Below are 18,731 nucleotides of genomic sequence, written 5' to 3'. Positions count from 1 at the left end.
TTTATTCTGATTATATATACTGTTTGCTATACTTTGTTTGATTTATACTTAAGTTTACACTTATCAGATAGTTTATGGATAAATTTCAGAGTGTAATGCAAACGAAGGTTTAATTTACATCACAAAGGGAGTGGAATGCTTATCGGTTATGCAAGAGTTTCAAAATCTGATGACTCTCAAGTTTTAGATTTACAAATCGATGCACTTCTCCAAGCGGGTGTAAATCAAGAAAGTATTTACACCGATAAAATTTCAGGGATCAAAGACGAAAGACCCGGCTTGGAAAATTGCTTGAAAGCTTTACGAGAAGAAGATATTTTAGTTGTCTGGAAGCTTGACCGTCTTGGCAGAAATCTCAAGCATCTTATCAATACTATTGATGATTTAAACAAAAGAAATATAGGATTTAAAGTTTTAAGCGGACAAGGTGTTAATATTGATACAACCACTTCTGCCGGAAAAATGATGTTCTCAATTTTTGGTGCTTTTGCAGAATTTGAGAGAGACTTAATCAGAGAAAGAACAATAGCCGGACTTCAAGCTGCAAGAGCAAGAGGAAGAAAAGGTGGAAGAAAGTTTAACCTTACCAAGTCACAAGTAAGATTAGCGGAAGCAAGTATGAAAAATAGAGATACCAGTGTAAAAGAACTTTGTGCTGAGTTGGGGATTACAAGGCCTACTCTTTATAAATATATTGGACCGAATGGGGAGCTAAGAGATTTTGCCAAGAGAGTGCTAGAAATCACTAATTAAGCTATTTCTAAGAACCATGGGACTTTTACCCTGTTTGTTGAGAAATAGCCATACCTCAATCATAGGGGGAGCTTTTAATGTATGCAGTACTTTTAACACCACTTTTTTTTCCATCATTTCAACATGGCATTGCATACAATGCTTTTGATAAACACTGTATCCATCAGCTGCAAGTGCTATGGTGCCAAATGCTATTAGTTTTCATTTCTTCTCCTCAAAGGTGTACATCACTAATCCGGGATGTTCAGCATAATCTATAAGTATCGATTTAACACGATCTTGCCAACTGTTTTGAAACAATTTTTCGATCTCAAAATTTGCTTTTTCGGCCAATATTATCCCCCGCCACTCTTGCATTCTCGGATCACCTGCGACAATTTTAGGATTATAAGAAAGAGTCACCCGATCACCCGTATCGAGTCGTTCTATTGCCATCTCGCCTTGGATATCCGCTTCAAATTTCAGTAATCCTCGACGGTCATATTTTCCGCCCAATCCATGAAAGCCACCTGTGTCCGTAGCACCGGTAATAAATGAGGCTATGTTAGCCATAACTCCAACCACACCATCACCTAAACGTCCCTGCATCAATACGCGTATATTTCCTCGTATCGGCATTGTATCTGGGTACAAAAGGCTCAATCCTTTTCGAGCCATCAGATACGCTCCTGCAACGGTAGGGCATGAATGTCCTGCCAACTTTACGGTTTCTTCATAGCTATACGTTAAAATCCCCTCATTTGCAGCACCGAGTACTTCAGCAAGAGGATCATAGAGCGTTATCTCTGCGACAGATTTAAAAAATGGGGGGTTAACATGGTTTTTCCTCTATATGATATGACACTCGAATTATCCGCCAGTTCGATAGAATGCACGAGATGAGACTTCGAAGTTCTCAACTCCCCACATATTTTTTTCAGGTTTGTTGTAGACGACGTCGTTCAAAATAGCTTTGGTTTCTGCATCATTGCCCTCTCGAATGGCTTCTTTGATACTTTTTGCACCTTCAAAATAGAGACATCCAATCAAATCTCCCTCAGCACTCAGGCGTAGACGATCACATGTACTGCAAAAATCGTGACGATGCGGCTCAATCGTTCCAAAACGGTAACCATCTGCGGTTTCGTATAGATTCGCCGGTCCGCCAAGTTCTTTTTCGATGGGTATAAAAGGGATGCTCTTCCCTAAAATATCGATAATTTCATCACTTCTTAATCCTTGAAGTGTATTGGTGGCATGTGAATTTTCCATGTATTCGATATAACGAATCTGTGCATGGATGGATTGCGCGTAGTTAAACAAGGATACGACTTCATTTTCATTGATGTTTCGTAAAATGACACTGTTGATTTTCACGGATAAACCCGCCTCTACCGCGGCTTCTATTCCCTGAAGAATTTCGGGAAGAACATCTTTTTGGGCGATATAATGGAGAGTGTTACGATCCAATGAATCGAGAGAAATATTGACTCGGCGTAATCCGGCTTTTTTAAGTTTATGGGCGAGAGATGGTAGCAAATACCCGTTGGTGGTTAACCCGATATCTACATCGGGTGCATATGAGTGGATCATTGCGATCAGCTCATCGAGATTCTCACGTGTCGTCGGTTCTCCTCCGGTAAGACGAATTTTCTGTATTCCGTTGTCGATGCCAATTTTAATAAATGCAAAAAGTTCTTCATAACTTAGTAAATTTTCTTTAGGCACCCAACTAAAGGGTTTTTCTGCCATACAGTAGCGGCAGCGAAAATTGCACCGCTCGGTAACTGAAACCCGAAGATAGGTCACATGACGTTTGAATCGATCAACCAACATACTCAACCCTTGTTTTTAATAACAAGAGTATCGCTGAAAATATAAAAAGTTTTCTTGACTTAGGTCAAGAATGTGAATCGTTCTGCTCCATTTTGACCACGATTTTATCTAACATCCCTTGGAATTTATCGAGCATTTGCTGTGTGTTCGCTATTTTTTCGAGAGAGTTGATCGTTAGATTTTCACTTATATCGATATAGTCTTCGATTTCTGCTTTAGATGGATCACTGAGTGATGTTTGTGAAAGCTGCTGTTCCATCGTTCTTGCCGCGTCTTCGATTTGTACCAATGTGTTTTGTGATTCAATCAACGCACTTTGCGCTCGATGGACCACTTTTTCAACATGCAATAAAAAGGTTTTCATATCCGATTCGGCTTGCATCAGCTCGCTTTGTGACTCTGTAGAGATGCGAGGCTCTGTATGAAGATCATCACAACGAATTTGTGAAACCTCTTTGGCATTGCTCAAAAAGCGGTCGAACTCCTCGTCAATCTTTTTACTCAGCAGGATACTGCCGATAACTGCGATGAGTGTTGCAAACGCTCCGATGTACTGAATCCACTGGAGTCGCTCTATTTTCTCTTCAGAAGCAGCCGTATAGGCATGTACGGTAGTATCAATCTCATTTAAAAGAAGATTGTTCACTTCATAGAGCTCCGATATCTCTGCCTCGCTCGGGATTGAATTCAATTCTATTTTGACTTTGATCGTTTCAGCTAATATAAAAAATCGATCGCTTAGGCTGCCTATTTTTTCAAGACGTAGTGCAATCTCATCAGTTGGAGGTCGGGTAATTTTTCCATCTTGTGTGCCGCTAAGCAATGATCTGAGGTTAAGCATAAACTCGTTTTTTGCTTCATCAAAAGCTAAAAATTCAGCCGACGTACGGTGAAGATTTAAAAAAAGCTCTTTTGCCATTTTTTGGGTTAACATCCGCTCTTTACCGACAATGTGGATGACGTAGCCATCATGTTTGCTTTGCTCGTTCATGTAAACGGTAATGGCGATCAAACTGACAAGTAATAATGAAAGAATAAAACTGATAATTTTTATTCGAGAGGTTATTTTTTTCATGATTTTTTTCCTCTAATTATACAGTGATTTAAGTGCATTAGCATCTAAGATACTCACTGATCCATCAATAGCAATGATCTCTTTACGAACGAGTTTTCCCAGTAAACGCGACAGAGTTTCCGGCTGTATGTTAAGCAATGTTGCAATTTCCTGTTTTTTGAGCCGGTTAAATTTATCCAGTTCATGGGCAAGCATAAAGGCTACTTTTCCCATTGCATCGAGTACCATATTGTTAAAAAACGTCCGCTGATAGTTCTCCACACTCACCAAAACACTGTGAAAACAACGTAGAGCAAATTCAGGGCTTTGCGTAAATAATAGTGATAAAGCCGAGGTTTTTATCCCGATCAATGTCCCTTTGCTTTGCGCTTCGATGGTACCGAAGGTTCTAGTAATGTAGCGATTGTTCTCGAAACGGATGTCACTCAGTGCCATCGAGGATTCGTTATAACAGATTGAAATTTCATGTTCATCATGAGAAAGTTTATAGGAGCGTAAGATTCCATCGACCACAAAATACCAATACGGCAGATCATCTCCCTCATAAAAAAGGAGCTCTCCTTTCTCAAATGATCGTATAGATGATTGCGCTGCAATCAATTCCAGATCACGTGAAGAGAGTCCTTGAAACAAAGAGAGTTTTTTAGCCGCTTGGTTAAAATCCATTCTATTATTGACCTATTATCTCTTTAAGAATTTCACGAATAGAACAATTTTTCTGATTAGAAAGAGTTTCAAGTTGATTGAACGTTTCGTGATCAATCCACTCGCTAAGTTTCACCACATTCTCTTCCATCTCTTTGAGTCTGGCATAATTGGCTTCCAGCTCATGGCGCTTGGCACTCTCTACCGGTGCGCGAAGCGATTTGTACCCGATCAAATTTCCATTTTTATCCAATAATCCTGAGACTTGTGCGTATACCCAGTAAAATCCTCCGTCTTTACGAAGGTTTTTCACATAACCAGACCACATTTTACCCTCACCCAGTGTTTCCCATAGATTAGCAAACAACGATGAGGGCATATCGGGATGACGAACGATATTATGCGGCTGTCCGATCAGTTCATCCATCTCATATCCACTAATATCGGCGAAGGTTTCATTGGCATAGGTAATAATCCCGTAAAGATTCGTATGCGATACAATCAGTTCATCGCTCGGAACTTCTGTTTCGATACAGAGGGTTTTCATCATTTATCCTTTAGGTGTCCATGATAAACGATGTCTTTGGCATCCACATCATCTGCGTTTAAACGTTCCATAAGCTGCTCATCAACACGCTCTAATTTCCCCTCTTCATCAGAGAATTCACTTTCGCTGTAGGCCATTGCCATTTCTGCGGAGAGAATATGGGGGATTTCTTGAATAATACGAAGTTTTTCAGACTCTTCTTCTGTCGTTTCACCCTCTAAAATGATTATGATTCGACCTAACTCATCGTGAGCGTAAACCTCACACTGATTACTTGCTTGTAATTGTTCTAGCACAAATGCTATATACTCCGGCGCACATTTAACGACAACACTTGATATATTCATGGTAACTCCCAAAATAGAATTTTATTTTCATCGGCACACGATACGAACCGTTTTTCATTGATAAACGATATACGATTCAGCGTCGCACTGTGCCCTTTTGCCGTAGCAACTTTTTTACGTTTGTGGGTGTCGAAAACACTGATCAGGTTCTCTTCATCCATCGCGGCTGCCATCACTCCTGCACTCGGTGAAAGAGCTGCAGTATAGATTAAAAAAGAACCCTCAAAGCGAACATAACTTTTTCCATCGAGGGTATAGAGTATCGCTCTGCGATCTTGGCCTGCGGTGAGAACATGATTGTTTTGAATATCCACTTTATAAACATTATCGACATTTCCACCTTGAATACGACGCGTGATTTTCATAGCAGCCGTATCGATAACCGAAACAACTCCTGCCTCTCCGGCAATAACCGCTATTTTTTTATCTGTAGATAACGCCATATCACTGAGCGGCGAGGTTCCGCCGCTGAGAGTTTTCACTATCCGATTGCTTTTAAGATCAAAAAACACCACCTCATTACTCAACAATGCCAACATCACTTTCGTATCCGAAATAAAGGCAATTTTTTTCACGACAGTTTTTGTAGAATAAGCAGTTTTAGTAATTTTCCCCTCACGAATCGTATATAAACAACCATCTTCTCCTGCTACGATCAACGTTTTAGCATCCGATGAGAGATCAATACTCATGATTTTCTGCTTTATTTTTTCACCCCATGAATCTTCGATAGCCGGAAGCACTGTTTTGGAAATGATTTTACCTTTTACGGTGATTTGCAAAGCTTCCCCGTTCGCGGTTCCTGCCCAAACATCATTCCCTCTCACCACAAAATCCAAAACCGGTGAAGAGGTTTTAACACTGACTTTTGGAGAGATAACTCCAGCATAGAGTGTCAATGAGGAAAATAGTACGAAAAATAAAAAGTTCATGTGCTCACCTTTGGCGAATAGATACTTATAGTATAAGCTGGGCATACCCCGACACAAAAACCGCAGGCTGTACATTTCTGTGTATCAATTTCAGGATTAAAGAGTCCGTTAAATTGTATCGCTTTATCGTTACAAACATCAGCACAACTGCGACAGATTGTTTTATTCCATGCCAAACAGCCCAAAATACCGATCCGTACTTCCGCTTTAATCTTGGTTATTGGCTCTGCAATAAAACAATCGCTTTCACAGGCAGTGATACACTCTCCGCAGAATGTGCACCCTCGACGTGAAAAATCAAGATAGGGAACTGTAGACTCTGTATGAATCACAATCCCTTCTTCACAAATATTTTTACATGCAGAAGTAGTACAGCTCAGGCAGTTATCGCGTTTTTCTGTGATAAAACCGGGCAGAAGAGGATGAAAAGGTTTCTTTTCTTTTCCTCCACCTGTAGCAAGTGCAACCAATGAGGTAAAAAATCCGCGACGTGAGTCCATATTAATCTGCTACCAAATCTTTATTGAGATCAAATGAGCCGGATGGATCTTCCAACACCCCTTCTCGAAGCGTTTTCATCAGATTTGTTTTGTACTCTCCACCGATTTTTTTATGGTATGCCCCTTTGAATTTGTTCATCACTGCAGGATCGAGTACAGCCTGAGGTGCATGACATTGTGTACAATTCCAGCGGCCTTGATACAATTCTCCTTTTAGATCTTCCATTTTACGCAAATTTGTCAAATGCGATTTTGGGATAGGAATTGCTCCGACACTTGGAGCAACATCCGGCATATGACATGAAGTACATGCGTTTTCTTCCTGTGTGATGATCGGCAATTCGCTGATATCATGCGGAATCATAGGCGGTTGATTATCATATGTACGAGGAATACGTTTGTTTCCTGCACCCGGAGCCGTTCCTTTATAGACAAAAGGTTTTTCAACCAAACCGCTATCTGCATCAACACTTACTTTTGAAAGTCCTAACGACTCGTCAGCAATCTGAACCTCTTTCCCTGCTCCCAAGAGCACTACACTGCCTAATACTAAAGCTGCGGTTACGATACTAATCACATTACGTTTCATGTGTTTACTCCTTATCCTGTTGTTTAAATAAGCGAATATCAAAATTTAAAGCGTCATCATCACACACTTCGATACAGCGAGCACAGTTAGTACACTCACCCATGGCGACAAATTCACTTCGTTTACCGATCATATGTAAGACCGGTTTTTCAGGACAAATCGCGGTACATTTCATACACAATGTACATTTTTCCTGATTGTGTTTTACGCGGATCAGACTGAATCGGCCAATGAGCGAATAAAATCCGCCCAACGGACACAGATGACCGCAAAACCCGTTTTTCACTCCAAACAAATCGAAGAGAAAAACACCTGCCACTACAGCTCCACCAAATCCTATACCAAAAATAAGGCCACGATTCAGCATCCCGATAGGACTGATAAATTCAAATGCCGCTACTCCAAAAATCGCTGAAAGGGCGATAGAGAGTGCTAATACCCAATAACGAAGATGTCGACTTATAACGACTCTACGCTCTACTTCGTTAATCCGTAATATACGGCGCAATCCATTGGCTGCATCACTCACCATATTGATCGGACACACCCAGCTGCAAAAAGCTCTTCCGCCGATGATGGCGTAGAACAGCGTTATGATGGCAGCTCCGATGAGTACATCCAGCCCCAGCAACGCACCCGCTGCAGACATTTGAATCACTGCAAACGGATCAGCTAAAGGGATCGTTCCCACAACCAATGAGCTCCCCAGATTACCTTCAAGAACTTTCCATCCCCATGCGTGTGCCGCAAAGTAGAGCACAATCATGGAAATTTGTATCAAACGGCGAAGAATTAAAAATCGGTGTTTTTTAAGCCACTCCATTTAAAACTCCTCATCATTTAAATAATCGACCGGCTTTTGAGAACTGGTCGGGGTTACAGTCGTTTCACCGCCCCCTGTTTGGGTTTCCAAACGTTTTTCATCTTTTTCATCCCATCCTTTGATGTAATTGCTTCCGGCTTTCCCTTTAGCAACTTCCAGAGGCAAGACAAAAATAGAGGCTTTCTCAGTCACACACGCTTTTTCGCACATTCCACATCCGGTACACACATCACCGATAACACGAGGAACCATTAGGGCATGTTTCCCTGTACGCTCATTTCGACTCTGATCGATGACAATCGCCTGATTGATCAATGGACAAGCTCGATAACAAGCGTCACACTGAACACCCCAAAAGGCGACGCATTGATCCGAATCGATCACCGCTATCCCCATTTTCGCCATGCCGATATCGAAAACTTTATGACCGTCTTTCGCCATTTTCATGACCAATGACTCCTCCAACGCACCCGTAGGACACGGTGGGACACAGGGAATGTCTTTACACATATAACACGGAATTTCCCGCGCGATAAAATACGGTGTCCCTACCGGCACATTATCTCCGGCACGGGCAAGTTTGAGCGTATCATATGGACACGCTTCGACACACAACCCGCAGCGAATACAATGCGATAAAAAGTCTTCTTCGCTCAGTGCTCCCGGAGGTCGCAGTACGAGAGAAGCGGCACTCGCTTCATCGATGTATGCACTCCATGTCAATGCCCCAAGTGTCGCTAATCCAATCCCTTGCAATGCTTGCAATAAAAATCGGCGACGTTCACTCATCGGGGGCTGTTTTTCCGTTGCCATGGTTAAGCCTTATAGACCTTGACCGCACATTTTTTGTAGTCGGTTTGTTTAGAGATTGGACAGGTTGCATCTAAACATACTTTGTTGATATACACTTTTTCATCGAACCATGGAACAAATACCAATGATTTAGGAGGTCGATTACGTCCTCGTGTTTCAACACGGGCTTTTACTTTACCGCGACGTGATTCAACCCATACCAGTTCACCGTCTTTTGCCCCCATATCTTTAGCCGTTTGAGGATGCATATAACAAAGAGCCTCAGGAACTGCTCGATAGAGTTCAGGTACACGCATGGTCATCGTTCCAGAGTGCCAATGTTCGAGTACACGTCCCGTACAGAGCCACAATGGATACTCTTTACTCGGAGTTTCAGGCGGTTCCATATAAGGGTGCATGAAAATTTTCGCTTTATTGCTCAAATCCACTTTTGGTTTGGATGCATCCGGTCCGGCAAGAGTTCCTTGTTGGATCACTTTGCTAAATTCACCGTAGAAGGCAAATTCACGTCCTGTTTTCTTCGCATACGGATCGTATTTCGCGTTAAAACGCCATTGTGTCTCTTTGCCATTAACAACCGGCCATTTCAATCCGCGCACACGGTGGTAGGTATCGAAATCAGCCAAGTCATGTCCATGACCAAGACCGAATTTACGATACTCTTCCCAAATATATTTATGGATAAAGAAACCGTATCCTTTAAATGGCTTACCATCGCTTCCGAGGACATTACGTTTATCACCGCCAGCTTCGGTGTTATCAAACCCTTTCCCGATCGGATCAGGCCATTTATAGCTTTTCGCCTCTTTATTCGCAAACAAGACATCGAACAATGTATCGCTCGGTTTGTATCCCATTTTTTGAGCTTCACCTAGTACACTTGGGATCGTCACTTTATCGTTGATTTTCCATTCTTTCCACACTTCGGCAAGGGTGAACCGTTTGGCAAATTCTGCCGTTTGCCACAAATCACCCATCGCTTGACCGACTGGAGTAACTTGCTGTTTCCATTGTTGTGTACGGCGTTCGGCGTTACCGTATCCACCCCATTTCTCATAAATCATCGCCGATGGGAGGATCAAATCGGCTACTTTTGCTGAAATACCCGGATAAGCATCCGAACAGACGATGAAGTTATCCATCTCACGTGCTGCTTTAATCCAGTGGTTGGCATTGGCGGTATCTTGCCATGGGTTATTAACCTGAACCCATGCCCATTTCACTTTACCATCTTCTAAATCACGCATAATCTGTACATAGTGACTGCCTGGAACCGGGTTAATTGTTCCTGCCGGTACTTTCCAGATGTGTTCAGAGTGTTCACGGTGTTTAGGATTCATAACGACCATATCCGCAGGGAGACGGTGGCTAAATGTTCCTACTTCACGCGCTGTTCCACACGCCGATGGCTGACCGGTAAGAGAGAATGCACCTGAACCCGGTTTAGCTTGTTTTCCGAGTAACATATGCACCATGTACGATTGAGAATTTACCCATGTACCACGTGTATGCTGATTGAAGCCCATTGTCCAGAAACTGACGACTTTACGCCCTTTTTCGATATAGAGATCGGCAAGCGCTTTGAGTTTTTTCTTGAACGCTTCGATATCCTCATCCGGATTTCCTTTAGCAACACTCGCAACATAATCGAGAGTATACGGTGCTAAACCACGTTTAAATTCTTCAAACGTAATAACCCAGTTTTCAGCAGCAGTTGCATTGTGAGTCATTTTCATGGTCTCACCTGTCTCATACCCGAACGGTTTGAGTGCAGGACCCTCTAACGCGCCCACTTTTTTCGCAACCTCTTTAGCTACCGTATCTTTTTCCGATTCACGGAATTTTGGATGGTTAGCGTTGTTACGCATTCCATATCCGGTATCCACCCAGCTTGTGGCAAATACACAGTTTTCTTTGACGTATTTCCAGTCGATGGATTCAGGAGCATTGTAAACTAACTCACGTGCAATGTAGTTCCAAATCGCCAAATCGGTACTTGGTCTGAAAATAATCTCGATATCAGCCAAATCCGAAGTACGTTGTGTATAGGTAGAGAGATTAACTACTTTTACTTTTGCTTTGTTGGTGAGTTTACGATCGGATACGCGTGACCAAAGGATCGGGTGCATCTCTGCCATATTCGCACCCCACGTAATAATCGTATCGGTTAGCTCGATATCATCGTAACAGCCTGCCGGTTCATCGATACCGAACGTTTGCATAAATCCTGTAACCGCAGAGGCCATACAGTGACGAGCATTAGGGTCAATATTATTAGATCGAAAACCTGCTTTCATCAGTTTGAGTGCAGCGTAACCTTCATGAATCGTATATTGACCCGAACCGAATACCCCTACTGATGTAGGACCGTTTTTAGCATACGTTTCTTTGAACTTATCCGCCATGACATCAAAGGCTCTTTCCCAACTCACCGGTTGAAATTTCCCTTGTTTGCTAAACTCTCCATTGGCTCCAACACGTAACAATGGCTGAGTCAAACGGTCTGCTCCGTACATGATTTTCGCGAGGAAATATCCTTTGATACAATTTAGCCCTTTATTCACCGGAGCTGCCGGATCCCCTTTGACGGCGATAATTTTATCATTTTGGGTTGCGACCATAACACCACAACCTGTTCCGCAGAAACGGCATACCGCTTTGTCCCAGCGCCATCCTGATTCACCTGCTTTGGACGCAGCTTCAACCTCACTCGGTAAAACCATACCTACGGCAGTAGCTGCAGCAGTCGCTGCACTGGCTTTTAAAAAATCTCTACGACTTTCTTGCATTGTTGATCCTTTTTAATGGATTATTTTTGTTGGCACCTCTAAAAAATTCTTTTTCAAAAAACTCTTCAGAGGCGCCTTCTTTTTATTTACACTGATAATTCTAATGTAATAAGTAGTTTTAAAAATTGACCTGAGTCAAGGAATGATGAATTTATAAACTAAAAAGAGTTGAAAAGTAGATTTGTCCAAACAGTGATTTTCTTCTATAGGAGGTCAAGCAAAAGAAAGGAAACACTGTCTGGAAAGATCACCCCGAGGGGTGAAGAAGATTATTTTGCGATGTGAGTAGCGAGTGCAGTGATTTGAGCATCATTGAGGGATGCTACTTGCCCTTTCATAAGACCTTTTTGTGCTCCGCCGTAACTGCCATCTTTGTACCCTTTCAGTGCAGTTGTAATTTGTGCGGCACTCATTTCTTTAATGATTTTACTTTTACCGAGTGCCGCTTTTTCTCCAGCGGCACCATGACAGGATACACATTTTTTATAAAGTGCTGCACCATCTTCTGCTGCATGAGCACTCACAAAACCTAAAGCGATCAATGTTGCTACTACCATTAAACTTTTTTTCATACAAAGCTCCTACTGTTGATATGGAAAATTATAGATTGTTTCAAAACCAAAAGCTTTGACCTAAGTCAATTTATTGACGAAGTGTGACGAATTGAGATAAAAGTTCAATATCTGCCGAATGCATAGGGGTTTCTACCATCCCTAATGTTTTGACGCCCTCTCGAAAAAGCTGTACATAAAAGGGATTCTGATACCCCATCGCTTTCAATTTATTGCTCATCATGATTATTTCCTCTTCGCTAAGGAGATCAGAATGGAACGTCGTTCGTACTTCAAACTTCATATTAAAGGACTGAAGCGTGTCGAAACACTCCCAAAATCGTTTTTCTGAACCGCCTCCGCAGATATCTTTCATTTTTGAATCCGGTGCTTTGTAATCAAGCGCCACATAATCAAGAAGATTTGCTTCTAAGAGCTGTCGAATCACATCGGGACGCATCCCGTTTGTATCTATTTTAATCTTATATCCCATATTTTTTATGGAATGACAAAAAGGGATCAAATCGCTATAGAGAGTACATTCACCGCCACTGAGAACAACCCCTTCTAAAAAGCCGACCCGTTTTACGAGTATCGATAGAGCCTGCTCTACACTGATACGTCCTTCACCTAAAACAATATCGGGGTTATAGCAGTAGAGACATCGTAAATTACACCCTGCAAACCAAAATATAGCCGCAGGTGTATCGGGAAAATCGAGGAGGGTAAACGGGGTTATATCATACAGCGGCAGCATGACGTTTGTGCGATTCATGGAAACACTGACGCTCTTTGTGCTCCCCTTTTTTACCGAGATTAAAACTCTCTACCGGACGGTGATATCCCATTACTCTGGTGTAGACCATACAACGGGTCCGTTTAGAGATATTTTCTTCTAAAATTTGGTGCGCATTCATTTGTTTTCCTTTTGTTGGGTTTGACTCAGTATCTGCTCATCACATTTTGGACAAAACTCATGTTCGCCGCTCAGGTATCCATGCACGGGGCAAACCGAAAAAGTAGGTGTTACTGTGATGTAGGGTAGACGAAAGTTGGTAATGACATTCTTTACCATACGTCGGCACGCTTCACCGGAACTAAGCCGCTCACTCATATACAGATGCAAAACAGTTCCCCCAGTATAACGGCACTGGAGTTCGTCTTGGAGCGTTAGTGCTTCAAAGGGATCATCTGTAAAAGCGACCGGAAGCTGAGAACTATTTGTATAGTAGATATTTTCCCCCTCACCTGCTTGGATAATATCGGGGTAGCGTTTTTTGTCCTCTTTGGCGAATCGGTAGGTTGTCCCCTCCGCCGGGGTTGCTTCGAGGTTGTAGAGATTTCCGCTTTCTTCTTGGAAAAAGCGCATTCTCTCACGTAGATAATCGAGAATATTTTGGGCCATATCGATCCCTGCCATCGTCGAAATATCGTCGCTGTCTCCGCTGAAATTACGGATCATTTCATTCATCCCGTTGACACCGATCGTCGAAAAGTGGTTCCGAAAATCTTTGAGATAGCGGGCGGTATAAGGATAAAGCCCGCGCTCAAACATATCCTGAACAAACATCCGCTTTTTCTCCAATGTCGAATAGGCGATCTCTACCAAAGTATCTAACGCTCGAATCAACCCCTCATAATCATTTTTATAGAGGTATCCCAAACGTGCCATATTGATCGTCACCACTCCGATACTCCCCGTCATCTCCGCACTGCCGAAAAGTCCATTCCCCCGTTTGAGCAGTTCGCGCAGATCGAGCTGCAGCCGACAGCACATACTCCGCACCGCTCCGGGTTTATAGGCATGGGGGTTTTCTATCAAATCACCGACTTCATTACGGATATACTGACTCCCGATAAAATTCTGGAAATAGCTGGAACCGATTTTCGCCGTATTTTCGAACAAAATATCGGTGTTTTCTCCATACCAATCGAAATCCTCCGTGATGTTAACCGTAGGGATCGGAAAGGTAAACGGCTGTCCCCCCTCATCCCCCTCGGTCATCACCTCATAAAAGGCACGGTTGATAATGTTCATTTCGGCTTGAAAATCGCCATAGGTCAGCTCTTTGAGGAGCCGCTTACCACGCTCATGTAGTTTTCTCTGATGATGGGCAGTTTCGCTTATCTCTTCAAACAGATGATGATCGCGGTAGGTTGGAAATTGCTCACGTAAATCTTCGGGCACGACCCAGTCTATCGTTACATTGGTAAAAGGTGATTGCCCCCAGCGTGCTGGGACGTTGAGATTATAAACAAACCCCCGTATTGATTTTTTAACTTCCGAATACGGCAACGCATCGATAAAAACATACGGAGCCAGATAGGTATCAAATGAGCTAAACGCCTGCGCCCCTGCCCATTCGGACTGCAAAATCCCTAAAAAATTAGCCATTTGCCCCAGTGCTTCTCGCAGATGACGCGGCGGAGCACTCTCGACACGTCCCCGTACCCCGTTGAACCCTTCATTCAATAGCGCCCGCAAACTCCATCCGGCACAATATCCAGTCAAACAATCGAGATCATGGATATGAATATCGCCGTTTCGATGTGCTGCACCCTCATGAGGAGCATACACTTTATCGAGCCAAAAATTTGCAATCACCTTACCCGCTAAATTATTGACGAGTCCCGCATTGGAATAGCCCGTGTTGGCATTGGCATTGACACGCCAATCGGATTTGTGAATATACTCTTCAACACTTTGAGTCGAGTTGACGTAGGTGGTATCTTCTCCAAAACCTAGGATATGTTCCCGTTGCATTTTATGTAAAAAACGATAGGTGATAAACGATTTCATCACACTAAATGCACCCGATTTATACAGCTCTTCTTCGATCAAATCTTGGATCTTTTCCACTTCGAAAACAGAGTGATACATTACCTGAAACAGTATTTCCGTAATAACATCTTCATTCACACTGACTTGCACACTCTCGTACGCTTTTCGAATCGCATCTTCAATTTTAAAAGGGTGATACAGCTCTGAAGAACCGTCTCGTTTGATCACACGCTGAATACTCGCCATTGCTGAATCTCCTCAAAAATTGATCCGTAATTTTATAGAGGTTATTGTATTTGATTATGAAATGATTGTCTTTGACTTGGGTCAATTAAGGGAAAAAGAGGAGAGGAAATAAAGGCCAAAAGGCCTTTATAAAAGAGATTTAAAATTTATATCCGAGCTGTAACCAAAGCTTAGTAACGTCTTTTGTGTACGTTGCCACATCCCCGCCATCATAATAGGCGGCTTTGATGAGACCGTTTAGCCCTTTTACGCCTGGAATAGCGTTAGCGTATTGAAGATCCCATTCGCTTCCCAAATCACTTTTTCCGCTCATAGCTACGTCGGTTTCATAATCATGGTAGCTCACAAGAGCATTACCCAATCCCGCTGCACCATAACCGAGACTCACAGAGGTATCGACGAGCCCCCCTGTCGGAGTAGCGAGAAATTTATCGGCTGTTCCGTTGAATTTGTGAAGCGTTGCCAATGGTGTTTGAAATTTGGTTTTTCCATCGCTACCTGTTGTGCCGCTCAAAAACTCATATCCGGCACCCAGTGAAAGGCCCATCATACTTGCCGTGGCTTCGAGATTGTAGTAAGCGGCATCGTTTTTTCCTTCGATATTCGTGATCGTCGTATCAAAGGTCGAATCGGTTTGTTTGGCATACTCTGCACGATAAGCGATTTTAGCTCCAACTGCGGATACATCACCACTGAGAGCCACTCCATAGGTATCGGCTGCGAATTGAGCTTTTTCCAAAGAGAGCATATAATCATAAGCAGTGACTTTGAGCATATCATTGACTTTATAGGTTGCATTCAGTAAAACCGATTCGCTCTCTTGTGTCGGTTCATTAAATACCGTTGCATAACTGTAGACATAGGCTCCATAGAGATTCAATCCTGCAATGGAAGTATTCGTAACCGAGAGGGCATCCAAACTCTGAGGCATTTGTCTCCAATCTACCGAGCCGATAAAGCGTTGATTATCGAGATTGGTGATTTGACGACCTGCTTTGAGTGTTGTCGTCCCCATTTTATACTGAATGTACCCTTGTGTAAAGCGGGTTTGTTCCGGATCAGCAACAACATCGTAATTGGTAAACTTGGTCGGGGAGAGGTCATTATATTTGGTACCTCCGAGGGTTTGTACGGTGGTTCCATCCACTTTCATACTCAATCCATTCACTCCGAACAGCGTCGTCTCAAGACCAAGCATCGCTCTAACCGTGTAAGCATTGGCTTGTTGCACTGCATTATTCTCATCATCAACATTTTCATAACGAGCACGTACTTCTCCGTTGTATTTGGTATTACTAAAGAGGCTAAAACCATCATCAGCACTCAAAGGTGCAACACCAAATAATACAGGGGCTAAAATAGCAGATAATACTAAACGTTTCATTCTCACATCCTTATATTGAATATAAGAGAACTGTATCACTTTCAGAAGGTCAAAAAATTGACTCAGGTCAAATTATATTCTTGACCTTCGTCAATATCTTCCCTTTAGTATCTCGTTATACTCCCGAATATTTTCAGAGGATTCCCTTATGAGCACCTTTTCAACTACTGCCCAAAAAAAACAAAACTATTTCTTATCCCAGCCCCATCAGCCTTTTTTCGTTTTTGGTGTTTTGTGGGCTATCGCATCAATGGTTCTTTTCACCCTCTCCCATAAAGGTGTCATACCCCTAGCCGTCTCTGAGCGCGAGTTTCACCTTTACTCTCTCGCATTTATCGTCTTTGCTCAGTTCTTTCACGGGTTTTTATTTACGACTTTTCCCCGTTTTTGTACCGCTATGACCATTCCCAAAGAAGTTTACATCCGAATCGTATGGCTCTATCAAATTGCATCTATTCTCTTTTTTATCGGTTCGCTTGTGTCACCATGGATGGTTTTAGTGGCGATGTGTGCAGGCTTATTTGCCCATGTGATGGCGATTTTTACCCTTCACTGGGTCTATAAAATCGGACAATCTCCTCTAAAACAAGACCCCTATTGGATATTGATCGCACATGGTATTGCACTCGCATCGCACCTCCTCTGGATTATCGCTTACGGTATCAGTTTGATTTGGGATTTTCAAGGATGGTTTGAGATCATCGTTCCGATCATCGTAAACTTCTTTTTTGTCTTTCTCACTTTTTCTGTCGCGCAACGGATGATCCCTTTTTTCAGTCATTCACAAGAAGCTAAATCCAACTATTTTGTTGAAACTGTTTTTGGATTTTTGATTATTAAAACATTATTGGCAATGAGTGCTTTTGCAATTGGCGAAGCGGTTATCAGCATCCTCCTTGCCCTTTATCTCTTACGTGAGTTTTTACGCTGGAACCTCCACCCGTTTCATTCCCCCGCGATTGTATGGATTTTACATCTCGCTCTCTTTTGGCTTCCAGCAGGACTCTTGATCGGTGGGATACTTCAAATTATTGAAGCACTAACCTCTCTTGATTTTCTCTTTGCAGGGGCACATCTGCTCGTACTCGGTTTTTTAACCACTGTACTGATCGGGTTTGGAACACGTGTTACATTAGGTCATTCAGGACAGCCGCCATATGCGGACAAACTCACGATCGCCCTTTTTTGGTGGACACAAATCATCGTCCTCGCGCGTTTAGTCCTCTCTATCGATACGGCACTCGGAGCATCACATGGATGGCTTTTTGATATCGCATCTACAGGATGGATACTCCTTTTTATAGCGTGGAGTATCCGATATGGAGAGACACTTATTTTTGGAAAAAAGACAAGATGATTAAACAAGAAAAATAATTAAAGACAAAATAGTCTTAATTATGAATTATGCTTTATTTGGATACAAATAGGTTCATATCATACGTAAGGATTTTAAATGGAACGTCGGGATTTTATCGCATTGAGTACACTGGTAACCGCAACGTCGATTATGGGAGCCGACACTACACCACAAGTACTGCAACGTCAACTTCAATCAGAGATTTATACTCCCAGACCCCTCGCCTTTAATCCTAAAAAACTAAATGGGTTTTCAGAGAAAATCATCCTCTCGCATCATCAAAACAATTATGGAGGAGCTGTCAAAAGAGCCAAAATGATTGAAGAAAAGATCGCTTCACTCCCCTCTTCCAGTGCACCTTTTGAACTCGGTTCACTCAAGCGCGAGCAGATGGTAGCTGTCAATTCGATGATTTTACATGAATATCATTTTGACAATCTTGGAGCATCAGGGCAAATGTCACCTGCTCTGGCTAATAAAATTTCTGCGGTATTTACAACAACACAAAACTGGGAAAACGAGTTTAAAAAAGCTGCTCTCTCTTTGGGCGGAGGATCTGGATGGATACTTCTCGTTTACAATCATCGCCTTAAAAGTGTCGAAAATGTATGGTCGTGGGATCATATGCACGGGTTATGGGATTCTGAGATTCTACTGGCTTTGGACATGTACGAACACTCTTATCAAATGGATTTTGGTGCGAATGCCAAAGAGTATGTTGAGACATTTATGAAAAATATTAACTGGGATGTTGTGAATAAACGATTTGAATCGATCTCATAA

At 42.4% G+C, this 18,731-nt stretch carries 20 protein-coding genes; 3 read left to right on the top strand and 17 right to left on the bottom strand.

Annotated features, from left to right (window positions below; translation table 11 throughout):
• The first annotated feature begins 135 nt into the window (after positions 1–135).
• The gene (locus SULKU_RS13220) at positions 136–753 is read left to right on the top strand and encodes a recombinase family protein (protein ID WP_013449888.1); all 618 of its coding nucleotides are present in this window, start codon (positions 136–138) and stop codon (positions 751–753) included.
• A gap of 201 nt (positions 754–954) precedes the next feature.
• On the opposite strand, the gene SULKU_RS13215 is transcribed toward SULKU_RS13220, so the two are convergent.
• From SULKU_RS13215 to SULKU_RS13140, 17 genes are all read right to left on the bottom strand, one after another.
• Complete coding sequence (locus tag SULKU_RS13215) at positions 955–1,452, bottom strand: hypothetical protein (protein WP_245535183.1); 498 nt, start codon at positions 1,450–1,452, stop codon at positions 955–957.
• Positions 1,453–1,602: 150 nt separating this feature from the next.
• Complete coding sequence (gene moaA / locus SULKU_RS13210) at positions 1,603–2,568, bottom strand: GTP 3',8-cyclase MoaA (RefSeq protein WP_013449887.1); 966 nt, start codon at positions 2,566–2,568, stop codon at positions 1,603–1,605.
• 64 nt (positions 2,569–2,632) lie between these two features.
• Positions 2,633–3,643: a type IV pili methyl-accepting chemotaxis transducer N-terminal domain-containing protein gene (locus SULKU_RS13205; protein WP_013449886.1), complete on the bottom strand. Its 1,011-nt coding sequence runs from the start codon at positions 3,641–3,643 to the stop codon at positions 2,633–2,635.
• A 12-nt stretch (positions 3,644–3,655) separates the two neighbouring features.
• Positions 3,656–4,309, bottom strand: a complete 654-nt coding sequence (locus SULKU_RS14650; protein WP_013449885.1) for a Crp/Fnr family transcriptional regulator — start codon at positions 4,307–4,309, stop codon at positions 3,656–3,658.
• 4 nt (positions 4,310–4,313) lie between these two features.
• Positions 4,314–4,838: a PAS domain-containing protein gene (locus SULKU_RS13195; protein ID WP_342613694.1), complete on the bottom strand. Its 525-nt coding sequence runs from the start codon at positions 4,836–4,838 to the stop codon at positions 4,314–4,316.
• Positions 4,835–5,182 (bottom strand): chaperone NapD, encoded by a 348-nt coding sequence (locus tag SULKU_RS13190; RefSeq protein ID WP_013449883.1) that lies wholly within the window; start codon positions 5,180–5,182, stop codon positions 4,835–4,837. The genes SULKU_RS13195 and SULKU_RS13190 overlap by 4 nt, the downstream gene beginning before the upstream one ends.
• On the bottom strand, positions 5,179–6,114 hold the full coding sequence (locus SULKU_RS13185; RefSeq protein WP_013449882.1) for a WD40 repeat domain-containing protein: 936 nt from the start codon (positions 6,112–6,114) through the stop codon (positions 5,179–5,181). Before SULKU_RS13185 ends, SULKU_RS13190 begins: the two co-directional genes overlap by 4 nt.
• Entirely contained in the window at positions 6,111–6,614 is a 504-nt protein-coding gene (locus tag SULKU_RS13180) for a 4Fe-4S dicluster domain-containing protein (protein ID WP_013449881.1), read from the bottom strand. Before SULKU_RS13180 ends, SULKU_RS13185 begins: the two co-directional genes overlap by 4 nt.
• 1 nt (position 6,615) lies before the next feature.
• Positions 6,616–7,203 carry a nitrate reductase cytochrome c-type subunit gene (locus SULKU_RS13175; protein WP_013449880.1) on the bottom strand — a complete coding sequence of 196 codons (588 nt, stop codon included), beginning with the start codon at positions 7,201–7,203 and terminating at the stop codon, positions 6,616–6,618.
• Between the two features lie 4 nt (positions 7,204–7,207).
• Positions 7,208–8,026: a quinol dehydrogenase ferredoxin subunit NapH gene (napH, locus tag SULKU_RS13170; RefSeq protein WP_013449879.1), complete on the bottom strand. Its 819-nt coding sequence runs from the start codon at positions 8,024–8,026 to the stop codon at positions 7,208–7,210.
• Complete coding sequence (napG, locus tag SULKU_RS13165) at positions 8,027–8,839, bottom strand: ferredoxin-type protein NapG (RefSeq protein ID WP_013449878.1); 813 nt, start codon at positions 8,837–8,839, stop codon at positions 8,027–8,029.
• A 2-nt stretch (positions 8,840–8,841) separates the two neighbouring features.
• The gene (gene napA / locus SULKU_RS13160; RefSeq protein ID WP_013449877.1) at positions 8,842–11,628 is read right to left on the bottom strand and encodes a nitrate reductase catalytic subunit NapA; all 2,787 of its coding nucleotides are present in this window, start codon (positions 11,626–11,628) and stop codon (positions 8,842–8,844) included.
• A 269-nt stretch (positions 11,629–11,897) separates the two neighbouring features.
• A complete protein-coding gene (locus tag SULKU_RS13155) occupies positions 11,898–12,200 on the bottom strand; it encodes a c-type cytochrome (protein ID WP_013449876.1) in 303 nt (100 codons plus the stop codon).
• A 70-nt stretch (positions 12,201–12,270) separates the two neighbouring features.
• Entirely contained in the window at positions 12,271–12,954 is a 684-nt protein-coding gene (locus SULKU_RS13150; protein WP_013449875.1) for an anaerobic ribonucleoside-triphosphate reductase activating protein, read from the bottom strand.
• Entirely contained in the window at positions 12,920–13,096 is a 177-nt protein-coding gene (nrdD, locus tag SULKU_RS15355; RefSeq protein WP_013449874.1) for an anaerobic ribonucleoside-triphosphate reductase, read from the bottom strand. The genes SULKU_RS13150 and nrdD overlap by 35 nt, the downstream gene beginning before the upstream one ends.
• Complete coding sequence (locus SULKU_RS13145) at positions 13,093–15,207, bottom strand: ribonucleoside triphosphate reductase (protein ID WP_013449873.1); 2,115 nt, start codon at positions 15,205–15,207, stop codon at positions 13,093–13,095. Before SULKU_RS13145 ends, nrdD begins: the two co-directional genes overlap by 4 nt.
• 139 nt (positions 15,208–15,346) lie before the next feature.
• On the bottom strand, positions 15,347–16,591 hold the full coding sequence (locus SULKU_RS13140; RefSeq protein WP_013449872.1) for a hypothetical protein: 1,245 nt from the start codon (positions 16,589–16,591) through the stop codon (positions 15,347–15,349).
• A gap of 148 nt (positions 16,592–16,739) precedes the next feature.
• On the opposite strand from SULKU_RS13140, the gene SULKU_RS13135 reads away from it, so the two are divergent.
• Positions 16,740–17,948, top strand: a complete 1,209-nt coding sequence (locus SULKU_RS13135; protein WP_013449871.1) for an NnrS family protein — start codon at positions 16,740–16,742, stop codon at positions 17,946–17,948.
• A 96-nt stretch (positions 17,949–18,044) separates the two neighbouring features.
• Positions 18,045–18,731, top strand: a complete 687-nt coding sequence (locus SULKU_RS13130) for a superoxide dismutase (protein ID WP_013449870.1) — start codon at positions 18,045–18,047, stop codon at positions 18,729–18,731.

Source organism: Sulfuricurvum kujiense DSM 16994, assembly GCF_000183725.1.
Classification (GTDB): Bacteria; Campylobacterota; Campylobacteria; order Campylobacterales; family Sulfurimonadaceae; genus Sulfuricurvum; species Sulfuricurvum kujiense.
Note: the sequence above shows the minus strand (reverse complement) of the source record. Positions and strands in the feature narration are given on the sequence as shown.

Bases quoted from the DNA above. Each gene is read 5' to 3' on its own strand.
- SULKU_RS13220 (WP_013449888.1), top strand. From the start codon at position 136: ATGCTTATCGGTTATGCAAGAGTTTCAAAATCTGATGACTCTCAAGTT.
- moaA (WP_013449887.1), bottom strand. From the start codon at position 2,568: ATGTTGGTTGATCGATTCAAACGTCATGTGACCTATCTTCGGGTTTCA.
- SULKU_RS13205 (WP_013449886.1), bottom strand. From the start codon at position 3,643: ATGAAAAAAATAACCTCTCGAATAAAAATTATCAGTTTTATTCTTTCA.
- SULKU_RS14650 (WP_013449885.1), bottom strand. From the start codon at position 4,309: ATGGATTTTAACCAAGCGGCTAAAAAACTCTCTTTGTTTCAAGGACTC.
- SULKU_RS13195 (WP_342613694.1), bottom strand. From the start codon at position 4,838: ATGATGAAAACCCTCTGTATCGAAACAGAAGTTCCGAGCGATGAACTG.
- SULKU_RS13190 (WP_013449883.1), bottom strand. From the start codon at position 5,182: ATGAATATATCAAGTGTTGTCGTTAAATGTGCGCCGGAGTATATAGCA.
- SULKU_RS13185 (WP_013449882.1), bottom strand. From the start codon at position 6,114: ATGAACTTTTTATTTTTCGTACTATTTTCCTCATTGACACTCTATGCT.
- SULKU_RS13180 (WP_013449881.1), bottom strand. From the start codon at position 6,614: ATGGACTCACGTCGCGGATTTTTTACCTCATTGGTTGCACTTGCTACA.
- SULKU_RS13175 (WP_013449880.1), bottom strand. From the start codon at position 7,203: ATGAAACGTAATGTGATTAGTATCGTAACCGCAGCTTTAGTATTAGGC.
- napH (WP_013449879.1), bottom strand. From the start codon at position 8,026: ATGGAGTGGCTTAAAAAACACCGATTTTTAATTCTTCGCCGTTTGATA.
- napG (WP_013449878.1), bottom strand. From the start codon at position 8,839: ATGGCAACGGAAAAACAGCCCCCGATGAGTGAACGTCGCCGATTTTTA.
- napA (WP_013449877.1), bottom strand. From the start codon at position 11,628: ATGCAAGAAAGTCGTAGAGATTTTTTAAAAGCCAGTGCAGCGACTGCT.
- SULKU_RS13155 (WP_013449876.1), bottom strand. From the start codon at position 12,200: ATGAAAAAAAGTTTAATGGTAGTAGCAACATTGATCGCTTTAGGTTTT.
- SULKU_RS13150 (WP_013449875.1), bottom strand. From the start codon at position 12,954: ATGAATCGCACAAACGTCATGCTGCCGCTGTATGATATAACCCCGTTT.
- nrdD (WP_013449874.1), bottom strand. From the start codon at position 13,096: ATGAATGCGCACCAAATTTTAGAAGAAAATATCTCTAAACGGACCCGT.
- SULKU_RS13145 (WP_013449873.1), bottom strand. From the start codon at position 15,207: ATGGCGAGTATTCAGCGTGTGATCAAACGAGACGGTTCTTCAGAGCTG.
- SULKU_RS13140 (WP_013449872.1), bottom strand. From the start codon at position 16,591: ATGAAACGTTTAGTATTATCTGCTATTTTAGCCCCTGTATTATTTGGT.
- SULKU_RS13135 (WP_013449871.1), top strand. From the start codon at position 16,740: ATGAGCACCTTTTCAACTACTGCCCAAAAAAAACAAAACTATTTCTTA.
- SULKU_RS13130 (WP_013449870.1), top strand. From the start codon at position 18,045: ATGGAACGTCGGGATTTTATCGCATTGAGTACACTGGTAACCGCAACG.